Consider the following 18,481-nt stretch of genomic DNA (forward strand, 5'->3'; position numbering starts at 1 on the left):
TAGAAGATTTTTAAAGTAAAGGAGAAATTATTATGTCCCCGGACCAGATTGGTTTTGCGTTAATTTATATATCCATCTTTCTACTATTGGGCAAGTTGATTCGTATTAAGGTCCCTCTTTTTCAGAATTTATTTTTACCTTCTTCCATTATCGGTGGGTTTTTAGCATTGATTTTGGGCCCGCAGGTGCTTGGGAAGATTGCTTCTTCCTTTGTTTCTGAAAACCATTTTTTGACTAATGGGGTAATGACAGAAGGAATCACCCAGGTATGGGAAGCACTGCCAGGATTAATGATCAATATTGTATTCGCAGCGTTATTCCTCGGTGCTACTACACCAACCTTAAAGAAGATTTGGAATTATGGCGGGCCGCAGCTGGCCTTTGGGTGGGCCATCGGCTGGGGGCAGTATGTTATTGGTCTGCTGGTCGTATTATTGATACTGGTGCCATTTTACGATATACCTCCAATGGCCGGTGCTCTTATTGAAGTAGCTTTCGAGGGCGGCCATGGTACAGCAGCTGGTATGGCCGGTACTTTCGAAGAACTTGGATTCCCGGAAGCCTTTGATCTCGCTATCGGACTAGCAACGGTCGGTATATTATCCGGTGTCATTTTTGGTATTATCTTAATCAACTGGGGAATTCGCAGAGGGAAAACCAAACTGGTTAAAGATGTAAAAGACTTTTCGCGCTTGAAAAAGCAGGGTATTATGGAATTCCAAAACCGTGAGCCGGCAGCGAGCATGACGCTTCGACCGGAATCAATCGAACCATTATCGTTCCATTTCGCCATTGTTTCTTTGGCTGTTTTAATCGGTTATGTTTTATTACAAGGATTAATTTGGCTTGAAAGTGTAACTTGGGGAGCGTGGACAGGCAGTGAAGTACTCACTTATGTACCATTGTTCCCAATCGCTATGATTGGCGGAATTCTGTTGCAATTGATTTTTGATAAAACGGATCATCATGAAGTGCTCGACCGAAGAATGATCGCGCGTATTCAAGGCTTTGCACTGGATGTACTTATTCTAACAGCCATTGCCTCTGTCTCAATTGACGTTATTGGTGAATACTTTGTTCCTTTCATTGTACTGGCAGTAGCTGGTGTGACATGGAATATTGTCGGTTTCCTGATTTTAGCACCACGAATTATCCCGAACTACTGGTTTGAACGAGGGATCGGTGACTTCGGGCAATCGATGGGTGTCACAGCAACCGGACTCTTGCTTATGAGGATTACAGATCCGGATAATGAATCCCCTGCGTTTGAAGCATTCGGGTATAAGCAGCTGATCTATGAACCTGTACTGGGGGGCGGACTCGTTACGGCATTATCCGTTCCAATTGTTGCCCAATTCGGGGCAATACCTATGCTGGTAGTCTCCGCGATTATGTCTATTATTGGAATTCTAACCGGACTATTCTATTTCGGCAAAAATAGGGCCTGACACCTAAAAGGCAGGAAACAAAAATTGTTTCCTGCTCTTTTTCAGGTTAAGTCAGTAATAATTATTTCCTGGGGAATATTGTTGAATGGTGAAAATAAATGTAAAATGGTAGTATCTAACAGGGGAAAAGAGTGGATGGAGAAATGGATATAAAAAATATGCAGCAAATGATACAGGTGCAGGCGATGTCAGCCATCCATGGAGGAAAAAACGCAATGGCAGACAGTTTGATGGATATGGCTTTTCAAAGCCTGTTAAAGGCTGCTATCGGTACAGAAACGAAGCAGCGATCACCAGCTTCCCAACCTGTAAATACGCTGCCTGCTTTTCAGCCCCAACCTAACCCTGCCACATTTTCTTTACGTTCATCCAGCGATCTGGTGCAAAAAGGAAACGATCCAATCCAACAGCTGATTGATAAAGCATCCCAAACATTTGACGTGAAAAAGAGCTTGATTCGCTCTGTTATCCAACATGAATCGAACTTTAATGCGGAAGCAGTCAGCCAGGCTGGGGCGCAGGGACTGATGCAACTGATGCCCGCTACCGCAAAAGGACTTGGTGTCACTAATGCTTTTGATCCTGAACAAAATGTCATGGCAGGGACAAAATATTTAAAGCAAATGCTGGATCGCTATGATGGAAATGATGCCTTAGCATTGGCCGCCTATAATGCAGGTCCTGGAAATGTAGATAAGTTTGGCGGGATACCTCCATTCAAAGAAACAGAGAATTATGTACGAAATGTATTGGCCAAAGTATAAAACAAGACCGCATGGCAGGAGTTATTCTCCTTCATGCGGTCTTGTTCGTTAGATTAATCTTCTGTCGGCAGGTTTTTGCTCATTTCTATATATTCGACAAAAACGTTGGCAAGCACTTTCAAGCGGTTGATGACATCTTCATCAATTAATTCTCCTTGTGTGGAGAAATGGTTCGTATGGCTGTAGACATAGTTTGGTGTAACAAGACATCGGAAATAGTTCAGTATTGGCTTCAGCTGATTCTCAATGACAAGGTGATGCTGTTGTGTACCTCCATTTGCCACGATGGATACAGGTTTATATCGCATGGCACGCGGAGATAGACCATCAAAAAGGTTTTTAAGAGTGCCTGGGATCGAACCTTGGAAGATCGGTGTGGCAATGATATAGGCATCAGCTTCTTCTACTTGTTTAATCAGCTTTTGCATATCGTCATTATATTGGTCATTCGGCCGACCATCAATGAATTGCATGTCATAGTCTTCCAGATTGATGATTTCCGTATCATATTTATCAGATACATCATTGATGAATTTTTCTGTTTCCTGCAGTAGGGTTTTTGTTTTATTCCCAACAATGGTGCCGTTGATTAAGGCGATTTTCATCCCTTTTCATCTCCTTTATCAGAAAGTGATACGTTGTTTTGTGTTTCTTAGTCCATTGATAATGTTAAATCATTCGCTATAAATTAGCAATTATCGGCTTTTAAGGTTACATTTTATGAAAAAATTGTGTGAGAAAATAGGAGTATACCTAATCATATGGTTGGGAGGTAGAGATGTGATGATTCGAATTTGGCGAAGAATCAAATTTATATTTCAGGTGCGTCGATCGATTCCATTCTTAAAAGACTTTTTTACGTCGAAGGAAGTAAAAGGTTCACATAAAGGGTTGTCGGTGATTTTATTTCTGGCATATCTGATCTTTCCATTTGATCTAATTCCTGATTGGCTGGCGGTAATCGGGCTTGTCGATGACCTGGCGGTGCTGGCCTTCATTCTTCAGCGTATAGTAAAAATGGCGCCAGATTCCTTGAAAGAAAAGCATGGTCTTTAAAAAACTCAGTTAATTTCCCTTTTACTCAAGTTCAGCTTCAAGATAGTGGGTCCGTTGCCATGAAAGGAATAGGATGGTCTGGGAAACGACTCGCTTTCCTGCGGGGGAACTGGCAAGCCTCCTCGGTCATTACACTCCCTGTGGGGTCTTGCCTAGTCCCTTCTCCCGCGGAAAGCGAATCCTTCCCCAACGCCCCTATACTCTCACAATCATCTCGAAATCAAGTCTTCGACTTTTCGGTCATTTTATGCAAGAAGCCTCTTTTGTTAAATCAACAATTTTTACAGAGTTTTATAAAGTTTAAATTATTGCCGTTAAAGGAATAGAAGGTAATGAATGCAGATATTGGAAGGAGTGTTCTGAATGAGTGAAGTACTTTTCACCGCACACGCAACAGCTGAAGGCGGTCGTGATGGACATGTTAAATCAGATGATGGGGTTATTGACTTAAATGTCGTAATGCCTAACGAAAAGAAAGATGAAACAGGTACAAATCCTGAACAGCTTTTTGCTGCTGCTTATGCCGCTTGTTATGATGGAGCATTGAATCTTGTAGCAAGTAAAGAGAAAAAGGATATTGAATCAACGTTAAAAGCTGATGTTAGTCTAATGAAAGATCCGGAAGATGGCGGCTTTAAAATTGGGGTCGTCTTAAACATCGAAATTAAAGGAGTAACTCAAGAAGAGGCTGAATCATTAGCTCAGTCAGCCCATCAGGTATGCCCTTATTCTAAAGCAACTCGTGGGAATGTCGATGTGCAGTTAAATCCTAAAGCCGTATAATAGATGTACAATAAGGTCTTGGGCTAGTGTAGTTCAAGGCCTTTCCTTATATTAATTTGAGGTGATCACGATGAAAAGGCTCGTATTATTAAGCGAGTGGAAAGATGACATATCAAGTAAATTAGAACAAAGGATCAAGGATTTAATAGGGAAGGATCGACCGCAATTAGGTTATATTCCTTCTCAAACAGACCCTGATGGTACATATTATTTTCCAATGAAAAATCGACTGGACCGGCTTGGTATTTCTGATTATGTCTATTGTGATATCGACGAGGCATTTGAAACTAGGGTCTTGGGGAATTTAGGTAACTGTGATGCTATATTTTTATCGGGAGGAAATACCTTTCATTTTTTAGCCAGACTAAGAGAGCGAGGAATGTTAAACTGGCTACGAGGCTATGTGAATAGAGGAGGGGTAGTCATCGGCGTCAGTGCAGGCGCCATGATAATGACCGATAAAATCAATGTTGCTGAATATGTCGATACCAAATATCTAGCAAGTTCGCAGTTATCTTCTTCTCAATATGGAGCCTTGGGGCTGGTAGACTTTTATTTTTACCCACACTGGACGGAGGAACCTTCCCAACAAAGAGCGACCAAAGAGTTGAAAAGAAGCGATAATACAACCATATTTGCCTGTCCGGACGGAGGAGCTATCGTCATTGATGGCGATAAGCGAGAGTATTTTGACCATGTCATTGAATATTAGAGGAGGGAATGACAGATGAGTAGTATCATCATCGTGATTGTTGTAGCGGTATTACTGGTAGCGAGTATCAGTTGGATGGTAAGGACAAAAAGAAAAAATATGGCATACGAAGCTGAAGCAGAAAAAAATATGGAGAAGGACCGTAGCCACGAACGTCCACCAATGCCTTAGCCACACGGAAAGAGACCAGCTGAAACGCCGGTCTCTTTCGCTGCCTTCAGATCAGCAAAACCAGTATCTGCTTTGCGATAAAGAGAGCGATGAGTAAACAGATGATGGTAAGAATCATCAGGAAGTGGTGGATATATTTTTTTAGAAATCTGGCCGTATGATCCGTCTGTTCCCCTGACTCAGTCATTTGTGGCTGGTGGTTATACCGTATCATATAGCCAATGATGATTACTAAGACAATCGTCAAGGAATTGAGTTGTCCATCTTTAAATAATTGATTAAGCGCCTTATCGTATAACAGGTAGATGGGATCTTTCACCACTGGATAATAAGTACCTGGATTGACAGCAGGGACATTTTGGAAGTAAGGGGGAGAGGAGGGAGCTTGCACGGAATAAGCAGATTGGTTAGGTGAAGTGTAGGTGGGATAATTGACCCTATCTGTTGTGCTTTCGTTTTCTCTCTCTGAATCTTTTTTATGTGGTGTGCTGGTTGTCTTTGCTGCCAAACTGTGAGCTGTTTCATCCTCTGGATTTGCTGGCGGGTCTTCGCCATTGGAAAGGGGGACGGGAGACTGGTCGGACGCTTGGACATCGGCGTTCGCGTATTGCGACGTCTGGTCTGCATGGCTGACCATACCGCTGACAAAAAGGCCTGTACCTAAAGCGACAACAACAAGAAATGTTTTCATTGTCATTTCTAGACCTCCCTTAAAGTTGTTATACTATAAATATATCACAAAATTCTGACAATATTATTGGGAAAGAGAGTAGCTGATAGTGTTGAAAAATAGGCGAATTTTGGACAGGGTTGGGAAAATAACTAGAGAAAGAGAGGAAGAATAGACAAGAGAAAACCGTCTTATGAAAGACGGTGATAATAAATCCGTTTAAACTTTCTCCACTGATCCTAAACGAGGGTAGTCTGAATCGTTTCCTGCGATATCCTGGGAGGCATATCCAGCTCCGGTGGCGATAAACAAAATACCGACCACAAGCAATAGTTTCTTCATACTAAAACCTCCTTCCCCTGAAAATCAGATTGTGTTGCTATTTTAAAGTATTGGGCGGAAAGTTTATATCTCTTACCTTCATAATAGATCTCCCCCAATAACTTTAAAGCATCTTTATACTCTTCTAATTCATTGGCTTTCTCAAAGTAAGGGATGATTTCCTCTTTCAATGTATCAATAAATATGTCCTGCAGCATGGTACCTTCTATTCGGTGAAGCAAAATGAAATGTTTGTAGAGATACTTCAGATCTTCAAATTCAGCAGCAATCTTATGGCCTTTTTCCACATGTAATTTAGCTTTTGGAAAATCCTTTATCGAATAGTGTGTCAAGGCAAGCAAATAGAGTGTGTTGGCAGGGTTCATCTGTTCACTTTCTTTTAAGGCAAGTGCCGCCTCTAAATAGTCCAGGGCTTCATCGTATTGGTTATTATTTATGCATATATAGCCAAGGTTATGATACACTTTCGCTCTTACTTCATAAGTTAAGTAGCTATTGGCTGACCGGAGGATTTTTTGAAAGTATTCTTCCGCAACATCATAGACACTCAATAAGTTATAGTTGATCGCTATCAGCATGCAGCATTCGATCACTTTCGTATAATGGAGTGTCTTCTGGTACATCTCCAAAGCTTTCTCCGCATACAATATGGATTCTGCGAAGTTCCCCAATCTGCTATACAAATAACCCATATGATAATACAGTTCGCTGTCATCTATCGGAAGTTCGGCAATAGTAGCTTTGGCTTGCTTCAACTCCTTTAAGGAACAATGCCATTCATTTTCCATCAGATAATAATAACCAAGTATTTTATGGAAATAGTATTGGAATTCCAGGTTCGACGTTTCTGCAATACTTTTTAGAAGGGCGATTTTTTCGGAGGGGGCGTCTAGTTGGTTTAGGGTGAAGGCGTATCTGAATTCAAAAATCATAAATAGGTTGTTGAGCTCAACGTGGTAGTTATGCTGGAGTGATTCGCGCAATGATTGGTGTATATCGATCATCGTTGTATAATCATTATGTTTGATCGCTTCATGCCAGCTATGAAGCCTGTCATAGATAATACTGTCAAACGAGTCGTTAAGCGACCGGAGGTCGAGTCCGAGACGGTCTCCCAACAGCTCATAAATTTCTTCGCTGGGTTTGATCAATTCATGTTCAATCTTGCTCAAGTACGATACAGAACAAATCCCCAATGCCAGTTCTTCCTGAGTCATCTGCTGTTTTATTCTTTGCTGCTTGATTAACAGCCCCTTCATCATAACCCCCTCTTTTCTTATGTTGGCGACAGGCCAGGTTTTTTCGATTTTCAATATTATACCAAATGTACTGCACCCTGTGTTTTTTTCGACAAAAATAGAAAGTAACCTATAAAATATACTTTATTCTGATAAAAAATTTTGAAAAATTAATTATTTCTGGAATAATAAGGACATGGCGCAGATTAGATAGAATAGGAGGAGAACAGGATGAAGTTTGATACATTATATAACCCGCACCCCTCACAACGGATGACTACATATGGGAAAAATGGAATGGTGGCGACTTCCCAGCCATTAGCAGCTCAGGCAGGCTTGGATATTATGAAAAAAGGAGGAAATGCAGTGGATGCTGCGATTGCTACCGCAGCATGTCTGACAGTGGTCGAGCCTACCTCTAACGGAATCGGTGGAGATGCTTTTGCACTTGTATGGATGAAAGATGAATTATATGGGTTAAATGCGAGCGGTCCATCACCAAAGGATATTTCGATCGATAAGTTGAAAGAGTCGGGGTATAAGGAAATTCCTCCCTACGGCTGGATGCCGGTCACTGTTCCAGGCGCGCCTGCTGCCTGGGTGGAACTTTCAAAGCGGTTTGGAAATCTGACCTTGAAAGAAACACTTGCACCCGCCATTACTCATGCAGAAGAAGGCTATGCTTTAACTCCGATTCTCGGGAAGTTTTGGCAGGCGGGATATATGGCTTTCAAACAAAAGCTGACAGATGAAATGTTTGAGGATTGGTTCAAAACTTTTGCTCCAAAAGGGAGAGCCCCAGAAATCGGTGAAGTATGGTCTTCTCCGGATCATGCAAACACATTGCGTGCGATTGCGGAAACCAATGGGGAAACTTTCTATCGTGGAGAGATAGCAGAGAAGATAGATGCATTCTCCCGGCGCTATGGGGGTTTTTTAAGAAAAGAAGATCTGGAAGAATACCAGCCTGAATGGGTAGACCCTGTTTCGGTTAATTATCGGGGTTATGACGTATGGGAAATACCTCCAAATGGTCAGGGGCTGGTAGCGCTAATGGCTTTGAACATTGCGAAAGAGTTTAAATTCTCTAGTCAGCATTCAGTTGCCGACTACCATAAACAAATGGAAGCCTTGAAACTGGCGTTTGTTGATGGGTTGGAGCATATTACAGAGTACGGCAGTATGAAGCATTCAGTGGACAGCCTGCTTTCAGAATCTTACGGAAAAGCAAGAAGCGCACGGATCGGAGAGGAAGCAGCTTCCCCTTCTCCTGATGAACCACCGAAAGGCGGAACGGTTTACTTAGCTGCCGCTGATAAAGAAGGGAACATGGTATCATTCATTCAAAGCAACTATATGGGATTCGGCTCCGGGCTGGTTGTACCGGGAACAGGAATTGCCCTGCAGAATAGGGGGCATAACTTTTCCTTTGAACCGAATCATGTCAACGCACTGGAAGGCGGGAAAAGAACATACCACACCATCATTCCGGGATTTCTGACCAAAGGCGGTAAAGCAGTCGGTCCCTTCGGGGTTATGGGAGGGTTCATGCAGCCTCAGGGTCATATGCAGGTGGTCCATAATTTAGTGGATTATCAGTTGAATCCCCAGGCAGCACTGGATGCACCTCGTTGGCAGTGGATAAAAGAAAAACAAGTAATGGTTGAGCCGACTTTTCCAAAAGACGTGGCCCAAGCATTAGCGAGAAAAGGACACCACATCAACATAGCTCTTGATTCTGGAAGCTTTGGCAGAGGCCAAGTCATCATTAGGGATCAGGAAAGTGGCACACTGGCTGGTGGAACGGAGTCACGGACAGATGGAGCAATCGCTGTCTGGTAGTGCAGGAGAAGGGTGATACGACATGACGCAATGGCATTTATTCTTGGCATTTTTCAGGATAGGCATGCTGGGGTATGGAGGAGGTCCAGCCTCCATACCCTTAGTACATAAAGAAGTAGTAGAGAAATACAAGTGGATGAACGACGATGAATTCGGGGACTTACTGGCACTGGCCAATACACTTCCAGGTCCGATTGCGACCAAAATGGCTGGGTATATCGGCTACCGAGTCAGTGGCTGGGCAGGACTGGTCAATGCTGTCCTTGCGACAATCATACCAACGATATTTTTGATGATTGTGTTGTTGTCTTCGTTGTCTTCCGTGAAGGATGCAGACTGGGTCCAAGGGATGACAAGTGCAGTCATGCCGGTAGTAGCTGTGATGCTGGCAGTACTGACCTGGCAATTCTTCCATAAGGCAAAACAAGGAATGGGCTGGGGGATGGCAGTTGGAATGTCTGCTGCCATTTTTGTTTTGCTCTCCTACATGAATATTCATCCCGGGATAATCATCGCAATCTTACTGGCAGCTGCTCTCCTGAGAAAAGAGAATCCCAGGGCAGGAGAAACGGTAGAAAAGGGGGAAGAAGCATGATTTACTGGCAGATATTTTTAGCTTTCTTCATCCCTGGCATACTTGGTTATGGCGGGGGTCCTGCTTCCATACCCCTTGTTGAAAATGAAGTCGTTAAACGTTATGACTGGATGAGCGTCCAGGAGTTCAGTGAAGTGCTTGCTCTCGGCAATGCACTTCCAGGACCGATTGCGACCAAGATGGCAGGCTATATCGGGTATGAGCAGGGCGGAATACTTGGGGCTTTTATCGGCGTCTTCGGAGCAGTTGCTCCTTCTTTAATCGTTATGATTTTCCTGCTCGGCTTACTTTATAAATATAAAGATTCTCCTAAAGTGAAGCGGATGACATTATATGTGCGGCCTGTGATAGCTATTTTACTTGGTATCATGGCCTGGCAATTCTTCGCTGAGGCGCAGATTCAAATTGGATGGCTGCAGCTGATATTGATTGCGGTCTCCAGTTTTCTTTTAATTGAGCGCATGAAAGTCCATCCGGCTTTTGTCATCTTGATATCGCTTGTTTACGGCGCTGTATTTTTAGGATAATATTGAAAAAGCCCCTTTGTTTGGGGCTTTTCTCATTACATAATAAAGAGGTTAGACATCATGTTAGCAACTGGACACCAAGTCTTAGGCTTCACTTTCGGAGTGATTGCTATTACTATTTTACAGCAGTTCGGTATCGCTCCAATCCATACGATGGATGTCGTGCTGTTTTTTGTATTTGTCCTCTTCGGGGCACTGCTGCCTGATATCGACACACCAACATCCCGGCTCGGCAGTAAATTCTGGCGGCTGTTGATGCTGCTTTTCCTTGTGACGTTATTGGTCTATTTATTTTTTCCTCAAACGCTGAATACCTACCGGGAAGATTTGAAAATATTCGTCATGATGATGATCCCGGTATTAGTTATGCTGCGTGGGCATCGGAAAATGACCCACTCACTTTTGTTTTTGTATGTGTTGTGGGTTTATTGCCAGGTGATTGTTGAATGGATGCATGTCCCATGGTTTTATTTATATGGCTTGCTTGCGGGAGTTTTGTCACATCTGCTTGGCGATTATGTCACGAAAAAAGGGATCCCTCTTTTTTATCCTTTATCGCGCAGGTACTTCCGGTTCATTTTCACATTTCGTACTGGATCCGTAACAGAAAAGACACTGGTTACCGCGTTGGTCATTTATAATGTATGGGTTTTGATCATGAGCGCCACCTGAAATAAAATCAGCAGGAGCCTATTGACTTTACTGACGGAATTAAGCGGGAGCGGAAAAGGTACGCCCGATTGCCAGGGAAAAGTTACGCGAAGTTAATCAAAGGATAGGTTTGATTTAAATTTTCCTTCCATTCTTGTGGTAAAAGTAAAGCCAATGGTAAAACTAAGCACAACACAAACATGGAAGGAAGCATGATGATGAAATATGATCATTTAAGAAAACAATTGGAAGAGCGCAAACGGGAAATTGAACAGGAACTGGAGCAGAATGATCATTTCGGTTTCAATCGCGGATTTGCCAGCGATACATCTTCAGGCGAGCTTTCCCAATATGATAATCATCCGGCAGATTCTGGGACTGAGCTTTATGAAAGGGAAAAAGATATTGCACTGAGTGCGCATATGAAAGAAGAACTCTCCGATATTGAGTACTCCTTAAAGCAGATGAAAGAAGGTACGTATGGGACATGTGAAGTGACGGGGAAAGAAATCCCGATGGAGCGGCTGGAGGCACTTCCGACAGCACGTACGGTTGTGGAAGCTTCACCAAACCAAAGCGCGTCAGACGATCGTCCAGCGGAAGAAGATGTCCTGGAGACCACGGAGGAAGAATATTATACAGGGAGTGAGGAGACGGAATACAACGAGCAGAATGCTTATGAGCAGGTAGCTTCGTTTAATGAAACGAGTATGACCTATGAAGACTCTTCATTAATGGACAATAAAGATGGATCAGGTTACGTCGAGACTTATGAGAACTTTGCCTCCACAGGAATAGAGGGATATACGGGGGACGAAAAAGTGGATTTCCAACGTAATGTCCAATATGATCAATATATGCACGAACAGGAAAATATTGAGGACGAGGAAAATTCAGGAAAATGATTTTTGCTAGTAACTTTTACTTTTTTGACAAGAAAGTTACGTACACTAAAAGCAAGAAAGAAGCACTTGTGGCTTCTTTCTTTATTTTGCCTTAATCTTTTGGCTGGTTTTTCTAATTTTAGTATGAGGAATAGAAGAGAAAAAGAATCAATGAATGGAGGAATCAGCTTGTTTGAGAAATGTCAGGAAGTAATGAAATGGATGGCAGCGTTCGAAGGGAAGTGGTTTATTGCTGGAGGATGGGCGATTGATTTACATATCGGAGAAGAAACACGGCAGCACGAGGATATCGAAGTAGCTGTTTTTCGTGACGATCAATCCCTGCTGCAAGAAGCAATGGCCGGATGGGAAGTGCAAATTGTTGAGAATGAGCAAATGAGAGAGTGGAACCAAATGGAGCGGCTGGAGCTTCCTATCCATGAGATACATGCAAAAAGAGATGTCCAAGAGTTGGAAATATTATTGAATGAAAGAAATGGTGACCAGTGGACCTATCGTCGGGACCCTGACATCACTTTCCCAATTTCTCATATGCATCTGCATTCCGAGCAGGGACTTCCTTATTTGAATCCGGAAATCGTGCTGCTATATAAGGCGAAGCACACGAAGGAGAAGGATGAGCAAGATTTTGAAGCTGTGTTCCCTAGGTTGAATGAGAGACAAAAAGAATGGTTGAAACAGGGACTGATCCAATGCCAGCCGGATCATCATTGGCTGGAAAAGCTGCTTCGTTGATGGCTGTTATTTTTGTCCAGTTTACTTTGAGTGTGTAAAGGATATGGTAAGCTTGTAATCTAACTCAAAGAATCGAGCTGAAAATATATGAATACAACTACCCATTCCAAAAGAGCACAGGTGAATCTCCGGGACAGCTTCTGGTTTCTTCCAACAATTTATGGCCTGTTTTCATTAGTGGCTGTCGCGTTAGTTACCTGGGCGGACAATGCGCTACTGCCTTTAATTTCTAAAACGATACCGAATATATTTCTTACCAACCAGGATATTGCCAAGTCGCTGTATAGTGCCTTAATAACGGCAATTCTTACGATGACCACCATCAGTTTTTCGACGATTATGGTGGTATTGACTACTTACACGACGCAATTTTCTCCACGTACGTTACAAAATTTCATGAAGAGCAGAGTGACCCAGCATGTGTTAGGTGTCTATTCATTCGGATTTATCTTTACACTGCTCAACTTGATCTTACTGACAGAAGATAAAAAACAGGCATTGGCAAGCCCGTTTTTTACAGTCGTAGTTTCTATCGTTGTTTTAGCTTTTTTCATTCTGTTTATCCATCACTCTGCCAGGTTTGTGCAAGTAAATAACTTGATAGGGGAGATTAGAAAAAGTACCTCAACGATTATTGATAAAACTTTCACTAAGAAAAGCCACCTGGATGCCGGTAACTGGGATGAGGCAGAAATGGAACATATGAAAAAAGCTAAACCCGGATATATGTTCGCGACGAAGTCAGGTTATATTCAGCACATACAAGTGAAAGAACTGGTAAACTGGGCCAAGCGAAATAATCTATTGTTAGACACACATTTTTATATCGGGGATTATGTACAAAAAGGGATGCCGATGTTCACGTACTGGACTCAGGAAGATGATATAGAATGTGATGAACAGGAGTGCCAGGAATTTTTGCTGATTGGAAATGAACGGACAGATTTACAGGATATTGAATTTTCGATACAAAAGTTAGTGGAAATAGCAGTTAAAGCAATTTCACCTGGTATCAATGATCCTCATACAGCCGTCAATTGTATCAACCGGATAGGATCAATTTTAGCTGAATTAGGAGATAAATATGATGATATCCGCTATTATGCGGATGATGATGAGCAGCTAAGGTTGATTATGGAGCCGAACCAATTCCGGGATTATCTCTATGCAAGTTTTTATCAGATAAGGATTTATGGCAAGCATGATATTTCCGTCATGAATGCTGTTCTGGATGCATTATATAGAATAGCTGTTGTCAATAAAGAGCCTGTAAAGAGAGATGTTTGGTATTTCAGCAAATATATGAGATCTGCCATTGATGAAGAAGGAATGGCGGAACTTGATTATAAATACTATAACAAGTTATTGGAGAAACTGGCGGCAGCCTGCAATCAATATATGGAGTCGGAACGCCCTTGATCAAGGGCGTTTCTTCAATGGGAAGCGTACAGATATTTTCAATTCTATCCGAATATTATCGTAGAAAGAAAAATGTACGCTGCGATTGCAATTTTTTGGTAGAATAGAAAGCATGATTGTAGTTTTTGGGCAGAGAAGAGGGGAAAGCCATGCAGAACTTTGAATGGAAGAATATCTACCGTGGCATGCTTATGGGAGCAAGTGATGTGGTTCCTGGGGTAAGCGGCGGAACAATTGCGGTAGTCTTAGGTATATATGATCGTTGGATAGAAGCGATCAATGGAATTTTCAGCAAGCGATGGAAAGAACATCTCGGTTTCTTGATTCCTTTGCTGCTAGGGGTTGGTACAGCATTCCTTTTGCTAAGTCGAGTAATAGAATGGCTGTTTGAACATTACCCGGAGCCAACACAATTTTTCTTCCTGGGATTAATCATTGGGGTATTGCCTTATTTATACCATAAGGCTGACATGAAACATACATTCCAATTAAAACACTACCTATTGTTATTAATAGGAGCAGTAATTGTCGCCTCTATGGTTTTTTTCCAGGCAGGGGAAACAGAAGCAATGCAGAATTTAACGATGGAAAACTACATTTTATTGTTTTTCTCAGGCTGGATTGCCAGCAGTGCTATGGTGCTTCCTGGAATCAGCGGTTCTTTCCTGCTATTGATCATCGGCGTTTATACGACTGTTATTAGTGGAATCTCAGATTTTCGCCTGGATATCATAGCAGTAGTTGGACTGGGGCTTGTGATTGGAGTAGTAGCCATGAGTAAAATAGTTAAGTTTTTTCTGGAAAACTATACGGCAGGAACGTTTGCCGTCATAATAGGACTGGTAGTGGGATCGGTCGTAGTTATTTTTCCAGGAATACCGGAGAGTGGGGGATTGATAGCAGCGAGCATCATAGCATTTATTGGAGGCTTGCTGGCTGCATATCTCTTAGGCCGGATCGAATATACACAATAAGAAGATTCATAGAGGAGGCGACAGCATGGAAACCATTCAAACAACAGAAGTCTTCCATCAAATCATTGATAGCGAGGAACCTGTGATTATTAAATTTGAAGCAGACTGGTGTCCAGATTGTAAGCGGATGGATATGTTTATCGGAGACATTGTAGAGGAATATAATCAATACCAGTGGTATGTAATCAATCGTGATGAATTACCCGAGATTGGAAACCGCTATGAAGTTATGGGAATTCCCAGCATTCTCTTATTCCAGAATGGGGAAAAACAGGCACATTTACATAGTGCTGATGCAAAAACACCTGAAGAAGTACAGGAATTTTTGCATGCTAATTTGTAAAAGATAATGCAAGGGCGGTCTCATTCCAGTGTGTTGAGACGGTCCTTTTTCTACTTTAAATAAAACAGTTATAAAGAGGAGGGAGATTTCTAGTGGCAACCAAAGTTATTTTAGTCGGAGGCGGTCACGCTCATTTGCATCTCATTCGATCACTTGTGGATGAACATGACGATCACGTTGAAGTTCTCTTGATTTCTCGCTCCTCCCATCAGGTTTATTCACCGATGCTCCCTGGTTTTGCTGAGGGAATTTACTCAAGAGATCAGGTTCAGATTAATTTAAGAACGCTTTGCGCCAAAGCAGGAGTTCCTTTCATACAGCGGGAGGCTGCCTATATTAATACCAGCCAGCGAAAGCTGGTATGTAAAGATGGAGCTGTGTATCCCTTTGATATACTCAGTCTGGATATGGGCGTTGATAACAGCTCCTCCTGCACAAGAGAGAAACGAAATGAAAAAGCAGGTATGCTGGACACAATTGAAAGCTTAAGAGACAGCTATTATCCATTAATTGTTGGGGATGGCCCCATAGAAGTAGAATTAGCGCTGGCAATTCAATCGTATAAACAGCATAACTCTAAAAAAGGGCACGTACGCTTATTGGGAGAATCGCGTTTACTCCCAGCTGAATCCAACTGGACCTATCAGAAGGTGGTTCGTATTTTGAACAGCCGGGGTGTGCAAGTATGGGAGAACGAAACAATCCAGGAGATCCAGGAGGATTATATCAGGACCAACAAGAAAAATAAGGTAAGATTCACTGATTTATTTTGGCAGGGCCACACTGTTCCAAGTAAACTTTTCCAGGCATCTAATCTTCCCATTGATGACAATGGTTTTGCAGAAACAATTGCTACGCTTCAAGTGAAAGAACACCCTTACTTATTTGCCGTGGGAGACAGCACGGTAATGGGGAAAGAGGTCAAACGTTCGGAAAGTGAAGCGAATGCTGCCCGGCAAGGGGAGTTATTATGGGAAAACATTTGCCATTACCTTCATGGTACAGAGCTCGAGAGCTTTCATCCTCAAAAACGCTCGTATTCTCTTTTGTCGACAGGAAATGGCGAGGGCCTGCTCATTTATGGGGCCGTTAGTGTTCATAATAAAAAAGCCTGGAAAGTAAGGGACAAGCAAGACCAAAGCTATATGCATCACTTGCTATCTTGATAAAATGAGGCTGGTCCGTATTCAATCGTGAGCAGCCTCATTTTTCATTTGAAACTATTTTATATAAGCATAAACCAGCCATCTATGTTATTGGAAATATCGATAGGTGACGAGTACACTGGCTTCAATGTTAAGTTGACCTGGCTGGATAGGCGTCGATTCAGCCTGCAGGGCTGCAGTTTTAAAAAGGGGAGAAGGGCGGCTTGTGCCTGCATTTTCAACAACCGATTGAGGAACAGGGTATAACGTAGCCTGAAAAGACTTGGCGATCGTTTGTGCTTTTAGTTTGGCTTGCCGTAATGCTTCTTGCAATGCTTGATTATATATCAAGTCTGCATGCTGAAGAGAAAATTCGACTCCGCGGACGATGTTGGCACCGCTCGCTGTAGCCGCATCGATGATCGGCCCGATCATTTCCATATCATAGAGCGTAATATTCAATACGTTCGTCACTTTATAACCGCGAAAAACCTGCTGTCCGTCTTTGAAATCATAGACTGGGTTAATCCGGAACTCTTCTGTTTGAATTTGTTCCTCTGGAATTCCTGCCTGGGTAATGCTGTTGATAATTTGTTTAGTTATGGTGTTGTTTTCTGATTGTGCTTGTTGCAGACTCATATTTTCTGTCTCTACTCCTGTAACAATGACTGCCTGGTCGGGAGCGGCCGTCACCGTCCCAGTACCGGTAACTTTTATGGTCCACGGCTTTTCTTTTGTATTCCTCAGCATAGAGTGATTATACATAAGGAAACACCTCCTATCTAGCCTATGTCTAGACAGGAGCGTTCATGTTTTCATCACGTTTCAAACAATCTGGATCCCAAACGTTTCTTTCTCTTTTAAAGAAATAGCAGGAATAAGCCGAAGGCGGGTCAAATATAGGATAGGGGGAATGAAAGGGGGAGAATTTGGTGGGAATTCATTGGTATGATTGGGTGACGCCAAGCAGCCCTGGAGCTGCGCTGTTTTTTGGTCTTATTTTTACACTTGCTGCAGCTGTTATGATGCGGTGGCATATGAAAAGCTGGAAGTTATTCTTTGTTGCAATAGGGGTAGGTACTTTTATTTCTTTAGTGATGGTAGGCGGTCTGTACTGGATTGTCGGGTTCTATAGTTAGGAGAGGAATTATGAATATGGTAAAAAAGATTACAAAGGATGAGCGTGAACAAATTGTTACTTCCATTCAGGAATACTTTGAAGTGGAACGAGGGGAGCAGATTGGCAGCATTGCGGCAGAGCAGCTACTAGACTTTTTCATGAAAGAGCTGGGACCCTTTATATATAATCAAGGGATCCGTGATGCGAAAGGAATGGTAGAAGAAAAAGTAATGAACTTAGAAGAAGATATTCTGTCACTCGAACGACCTGTTGGACGGAAACTCTATTGACAAAAAGGCCTGCCCCATCAAAGTCTTTCAAAGACTTTGATGGGGCAGGCCCTTCGTTATTAGGTCCTATTCACAGAATAATATCCTCAAGCTTTACCCGAAGGTCGCTTTCTGCTTTTGCTATCAGGGAACCATTTTCTAATGACCACGTACAATGCGTCGAGTTTTCATGTTCGGGAGATTCCATGTGGTAGATTTTCTCAAAAAGCCGCCTGGTGTTAGGAAAGTTTCCCAGCCCCACTTCTATGGAAGTGAAGGAGGTATTGGAAATCAAGTGACTATCATCGGGGCGATTATTCCCCTCCCATTCGATTAAGAAAGGCAGCGAATGACTTTGAATGTCCGGAAAAAGCATCCGCCATTGTAACAAGGTACCATCCGTCTTCTTTCTGCTTCCTGGGAAGGGCCCTTTGTATGGGATACCTTCTTTATCCCAGTAATCGAGGAACTGGTCCATGTCGTTCGTGCGTAAAGCAAACTGGATTGGTCCTTTCTGATTGACGGATAACGAGTGAACAAGCTGTTTGATGAGCGGATTATCCGATTTGCGGGCTGTCTCTTTGTCTTCAATCCCGATCCATTCAAGGTAACTATGATTCTTCAGATGTGCTAAGTAATTATAAGTACCCCACGTTTCGTGACGGCCGCCCCGGAACCCCCGTATGCCATATTTCTCTTCAAAATGATTTTGTTCTTCCTCTGGCTGGTCAGCTGCAATGACAAGATGATCAAAAGCAAGCATCGAATACCT

At 42.5% G+C, this 18,481-nt stretch carries 24 protein-coding genes; 18 read left to right on the top strand and 6 right to left on the bottom strand.

Annotated features, from left to right (window positions below):
• Positions 1-32: 32 nt before the first annotated feature.
• The gene (locus B9Y67_RS01570) at positions 33-1,448 is read left to right on the top strand and encodes a sodium/glutamate symporter (protein ID WP_085505040.1); all 1,416 of its coding nucleotides are present in this window, start codon (positions 33-35) and stop codon (positions 1,446-1,448) included.
• 143 nt (positions 1,449-1,591) lie between these two features.
• Positions 1,592-2,212 carry a lytic transglycosylase domain-containing protein gene (locus tag B9Y67_RS21085; RefSeq protein WP_085505109.1) on the top strand — a complete coding sequence of 207 codons (621 nt, stop codon included), beginning with the start codon at positions 1,592-1,594 and terminating at the stop codon, positions 2,210-2,212.
• 53 nt (positions 2,213-2,265) lie between these two features.
• Here the strand turns inward: B9Y67_RS21085 and B9Y67_RS01580 are convergent, their stop codons facing one another.
• Positions 2,266-2,817 (bottom strand): NADPH-dependent FMN reductase, encoded by a 552-nt coding sequence (locus B9Y67_RS01580; RefSeq protein WP_062438937.1) that lies wholly within the window; start codon positions 2,815-2,817, stop codon positions 2,266-2,268.
• A gap of 178 nt (positions 2,818-2,995) precedes the next feature.
• Between B9Y67_RS01580 and B9Y67_RS01585 the strand changes: the two genes are divergently transcribed.
• The 4 genes from B9Y67_RS01585 (at position 2,996) to B9Y67_RS20540 (ending at position 4,934) form a co-directional block, all read left to right on the top strand.
• Positions 2,996-3,268 carry a YkvA family protein gene (locus B9Y67_RS01585; RefSeq protein ID WP_085505041.1) on the top strand — a complete coding sequence of 91 codons (273 nt, stop codon included), beginning with the start codon at positions 2,996-2,998 and terminating at the stop codon, positions 3,266-3,268.
• A 363-nt stretch (positions 3,269-3,631) separates the two neighbouring features.
• Positions 3,632-4,051, top strand: a complete 420-nt coding sequence (locus B9Y67_RS01590; protein WP_085505042.1) for an organic hydroperoxide resistance protein — start codon at positions 3,632-3,634, stop codon at positions 4,049-4,051.
• A gap of 70 nt (positions 4,052-4,121) precedes the next feature.
• Positions 4,122-4,763, top strand: coding sequence for a Type 1 glutamine amidotransferase-like domain-containing protein (locus B9Y67_RS01595; RefSeq protein WP_085505043.1), 642 nt, complete (start codon positions 4,122-4,124; stop codon positions 4,761-4,763).
• A gap of 15 nt (positions 4,764-4,778) precedes the next feature.
• Positions 4,779-4,934 (top strand): hypothetical protein, encoded by a 156-nt coding sequence (locus B9Y67_RS20540; RefSeq protein ID WP_176223882.1) that lies wholly within the window; start codon positions 4,779-4,781, stop codon positions 4,932-4,934.
• Positions 4,935-4,980: 46 nt separating this feature from the next.
• Here the strand turns inward: B9Y67_RS20540 and B9Y67_RS01600 are convergent, their stop codons facing one another.
• The 3 genes from B9Y67_RS01600 to B9Y67_RS01605 form a co-directional block, all read right to left on the bottom strand.
• Complete coding sequence (locus B9Y67_RS01600) at positions 4,981-5,631, bottom strand: hypothetical protein (RefSeq protein ID WP_085505044.1); 651 nt, start codon at positions 5,629-5,631, stop codon at positions 4,981-4,983.
• A gap of 192 nt (positions 5,632-5,823) precedes the next feature.
• Positions 5,824-5,946 (bottom strand): hypothetical protein, encoded by a 123-nt coding sequence (locus B9Y67_RS20890; protein ID WP_254901662.1) that lies wholly within the window; start codon positions 5,944-5,946, stop codon positions 5,824-5,826.
• Positions 5,943-7,205 (bottom strand): tetratricopeptide repeat protein, encoded by a 1,263-nt coding sequence (locus B9Y67_RS01605; RefSeq protein WP_176223883.1) that lies wholly within the window; start codon positions 7,203-7,205, stop codon positions 5,943-5,945. The genes B9Y67_RS20890 and B9Y67_RS01605 overlap by 4 nt, the downstream gene beginning before the upstream one ends.
• Before the next feature lie 210 nt (positions 7,206-7,415).
• On the opposite strand from B9Y67_RS01605, the gene B9Y67_RS01610 reads away from it, so the two are divergent.
• The 10 genes from B9Y67_RS01610 (at position 7,416) to B9Y67_RS01655 (ending at position 16,341) form a co-directional block, all read left to right on the top strand.
• On the top strand, positions 7,416-9,026 hold the full coding sequence (locus B9Y67_RS01610) for a gamma-glutamyltransferase family protein (RefSeq protein ID WP_085505046.1): 1,611 nt from the start codon (positions 7,416-7,418) through the stop codon (positions 9,024-9,026).
• Between the two features lie 22 nt (positions 9,027-9,048).
• On the top strand, positions 9,049-9,621 hold the full coding sequence (locus B9Y67_RS01615; RefSeq protein ID WP_085505047.1) for a chromate transporter: 573 nt from the start codon (positions 9,049-9,051) through the stop codon (positions 9,619-9,621).
• A complete protein-coding gene (locus B9Y67_RS01620) occupies positions 9,618-10,148 on the top strand; it encodes a chromate transporter (protein WP_085505048.1) in 531 nt (176 codons plus the stop codon). Before B9Y67_RS01615 ends, B9Y67_RS01620 begins: the two co-directional genes overlap by 4 nt.
• 60 nt (positions 10,149-10,208) lie before the next feature.
• Positions 10,209-10,820 carry a metal-dependent hydrolase gene (locus B9Y67_RS01625; protein ID WP_085505049.1) on the top strand — a complete coding sequence of 204 codons (612 nt, stop codon included), beginning with the start codon at positions 10,209-10,211 and terminating at the stop codon, positions 10,818-10,820.
• Positions 10,821-11,017: 197 nt separating this feature from the next.
• Positions 11,018-11,704: a TraR/DksA C4-type zinc finger protein gene (locus B9Y67_RS01630; RefSeq protein ID WP_085505050.1), complete on the top strand. Its 687-nt coding sequence runs from the start codon at positions 11,018-11,020 to the stop codon at positions 11,702-11,704.
• A gap of 168 nt (positions 11,705-11,872) precedes the next feature.
• Entirely contained in the window at positions 11,873-12,439 is a 567-nt protein-coding gene (locus B9Y67_RS01635; protein ID WP_254901663.1) for a nucleotidyltransferase domain-containing protein, read from the top strand.
• Positions 12,440-12,526: 87 nt separating this feature from the next.
• Complete coding sequence (locus tag B9Y67_RS01640; RefSeq protein WP_085505052.1) at positions 12,527-13,858, top strand: DUF2254 domain-containing protein; 1,332 nt, start codon at positions 12,527-12,529, stop codon at positions 13,856-13,858.
• Positions 13,859-14,007: 149 nt separating this feature from the next.
• Positions 14,008-14,832, top strand: coding sequence for a DUF368 domain-containing protein (locus tag B9Y67_RS01645; protein WP_254901664.1), 825 nt, complete (start codon positions 14,008-14,010; stop codon positions 14,830-14,832).
• A gap of 25 nt (positions 14,833-14,857) precedes the next feature.
• Positions 14,858-15,175, top strand: coding sequence for a thioredoxin family protein (locus B9Y67_RS01650; protein WP_085505053.1), 318 nt, complete (start codon positions 14,858-14,860; stop codon positions 15,173-15,175).
• 92 nt (positions 15,176-15,267) lie between these two features.
• Complete coding sequence (locus B9Y67_RS01655) at positions 15,268-16,341, top strand: NAD(P)/FAD-dependent oxidoreductase (RefSeq protein WP_085505054.1); 1,074 nt, start codon at positions 15,268-15,270, stop codon at positions 16,339-16,341.
• Between the two features lie 87 nt (positions 16,342-16,428).
• Here the strand turns inward: B9Y67_RS01655 and B9Y67_RS01660 are convergent, their stop codons facing one another.
• Positions 16,429-17,085 carry an SIMPL domain-containing protein gene (locus B9Y67_RS01660; protein ID WP_085505055.1) on the bottom strand — a complete coding sequence of 219 codons (657 nt, stop codon included), beginning with the start codon at positions 17,083-17,085 and terminating at the stop codon, positions 16,429-16,431.
• A 167-nt stretch (positions 17,086-17,252) separates the two neighbouring features.
• Between B9Y67_RS01660 and B9Y67_RS01665 the strand changes: the two genes are divergently transcribed.
• Positions 17,253-17,459, top strand: coding sequence for a hypothetical protein (locus B9Y67_RS01665; RefSeq protein ID WP_085505056.1), 207 nt, complete (start codon positions 17,253-17,255; stop codon positions 17,457-17,459).
• 10 nt (positions 17,460-17,469) lie between these two features.
• A complete protein-coding gene (locus B9Y67_RS01670) occupies positions 17,470-17,730 on the top strand; it encodes a DUF2164 domain-containing protein (protein ID WP_254901665.1) in 261 nt (86 codons plus the stop codon).
• 70 nt (positions 17,731-17,800) lie between these two features.
• Here B9Y67_RS01670 and B9Y67_RS01675 read toward each other — a convergent pair whose 3' ends face one another.
• Positions 17,801-18,472 (bottom strand): VOC family protein, encoded by a 672-nt coding sequence (locus B9Y67_RS01675; RefSeq protein WP_085505057.1) that lies wholly within the window; start codon positions 18,470-18,472, stop codon positions 17,801-17,803.
• Positions 18,473-18,481: the final 9 nt, after the last annotated feature.

This window comes from Thalassobacillus devorans, from assembly GCF_900176565.1.
GTDB lineage: Bacteria > Bacillota > Bacilli > Bacillales > Halobacillaceae > Thalassobacillus > Thalassobacillus devorans_A.

What these genes read in the sequence shown, in the direction of transcription:
- B9Y67_RS01570 (WP_085505040.1), top strand. Translation starts at nt 33, where the DNA reads ATGTCCCCGGACCAGATTGGTTTTGCGTTAATTTATATATCCATCTTT.
- B9Y67_RS21085 (WP_085505109.1), top strand. Translation starts at nt 1,592, where the DNA reads ATGGATATAAAAAATATGCAGCAAATGATACAGGTGCAGGCGATGTCA.
- B9Y67_RS01580 (WP_062438937.1), bottom strand. Translation starts at nt 2,817, where the DNA reads ATGAAAATCGCCTTAATCAACGGCACCATTGTTGGGAATAAAACAAAA.
- B9Y67_RS01585 (WP_085505041.1), top strand. Translation starts at nt 2,996, where the DNA reads ATGATTCGAATTTGGCGAAGAATCAAATTTATATTTCAGGTGCGTCGA.
- B9Y67_RS01590 (WP_085505042.1), top strand. Translation starts at nt 3,632, where the DNA reads ATGAGTGAAGTACTTTTCACCGCACACGCAACAGCTGAAGGCGGTCGT.
- B9Y67_RS01595 (WP_085505043.1), top strand. Translation starts at nt 4,122, where the DNA reads ATGAAAAGGCTCGTATTATTAAGCGAGTGGAAAGATGACATATCAAGT.
- B9Y67_RS20540 (WP_176223882.1), top strand. Translation starts at nt 4,779, where the DNA reads ATGAGTAGTATCATCATCGTGATTGTTGTAGCGGTATTACTGGTAGCG.
- B9Y67_RS01600 (WP_085505044.1), bottom strand. Translation starts at nt 5,631, where the DNA reads ATGACAATGAAAACATTTCTTGTTGTTGTCGCTTTAGGTACAGGCCTT.
- B9Y67_RS20890 (WP_254901662.1), bottom strand. Translation starts at nt 5,946, where the DNA reads ATGAAGAAACTATTGCTTGTGGTCGGTATTTTGTTTATCGCCACCGGA.
- B9Y67_RS01605 (WP_176223883.1), bottom strand. Translation starts at nt 7,205, where the DNA reads ATGAAGGGGCTGTTAATCAAGCAGCAAAGAATAAAACAGCAGATGACT.
- B9Y67_RS01610 (WP_085505046.1), top strand. Translation starts at nt 7,416, where the DNA reads ATGAAGTTTGATACATTATATAACCCGCACCCCTCACAACGGATGACT.
- B9Y67_RS01615 (WP_085505047.1), top strand. Translation starts at nt 9,049, where the DNA reads ATGACGCAATGGCATTTATTCTTGGCATTTTTCAGGATAGGCATGCTG.
- B9Y67_RS01620 (WP_085505048.1), top strand. Translation starts at nt 9,618, where the DNA reads ATGATTTACTGGCAGATATTTTTAGCTTTCTTCATCCCTGGCATACTT.
- B9Y67_RS01625 (WP_085505049.1), top strand. Translation starts at nt 10,209, where the DNA reads ATGTTAGCAACTGGACACCAAGTCTTAGGCTTCACTTTCGGAGTGATT.
- B9Y67_RS01630 (WP_085505050.1), top strand. Translation starts at nt 11,018, where the DNA reads ATGAAATATGATCATTTAAGAAAACAATTGGAAGAGCGCAAACGGGAA.
- B9Y67_RS01640 (WP_085505052.1), top strand. Translation starts at nt 12,527, where the DNA reads ATGAATACAACTACCCATTCCAAAAGAGCACAGGTGAATCTCCGGGAC.
- B9Y67_RS01645 (WP_254901664.1), top strand. Translation starts at nt 14,008, where the DNA reads ATGCAGAACTTTGAATGGAAGAATATCTACCGTGGCATGCTTATGGGA.
- B9Y67_RS01650 (WP_085505053.1), top strand. Translation starts at nt 14,858, where the DNA reads ATGGAAACCATTCAAACAACAGAAGTCTTCCATCAAATCATTGATAGC.
- B9Y67_RS01660 (WP_085505055.1), bottom strand. Translation starts at nt 17,085, where the DNA reads ATGTATAATCACTCTATGCTGAGGAATACAAAAGAAAAGCCGTGGACC.
- B9Y67_RS01670 (WP_254901665.1), top strand. Translation starts at nt 17,470, where the DNA reads ATGAATATGGTAAAAAAGATTACAAAGGATGAGCGTGAACAAATTGTT.
- B9Y67_RS01675 (WP_085505057.1), bottom strand. Translation starts at nt 18,472, where the DNA reads ATGCTTGCTTTTGATCATCTTGTCATTGCAGCTGACCAGCCAGAGGAA.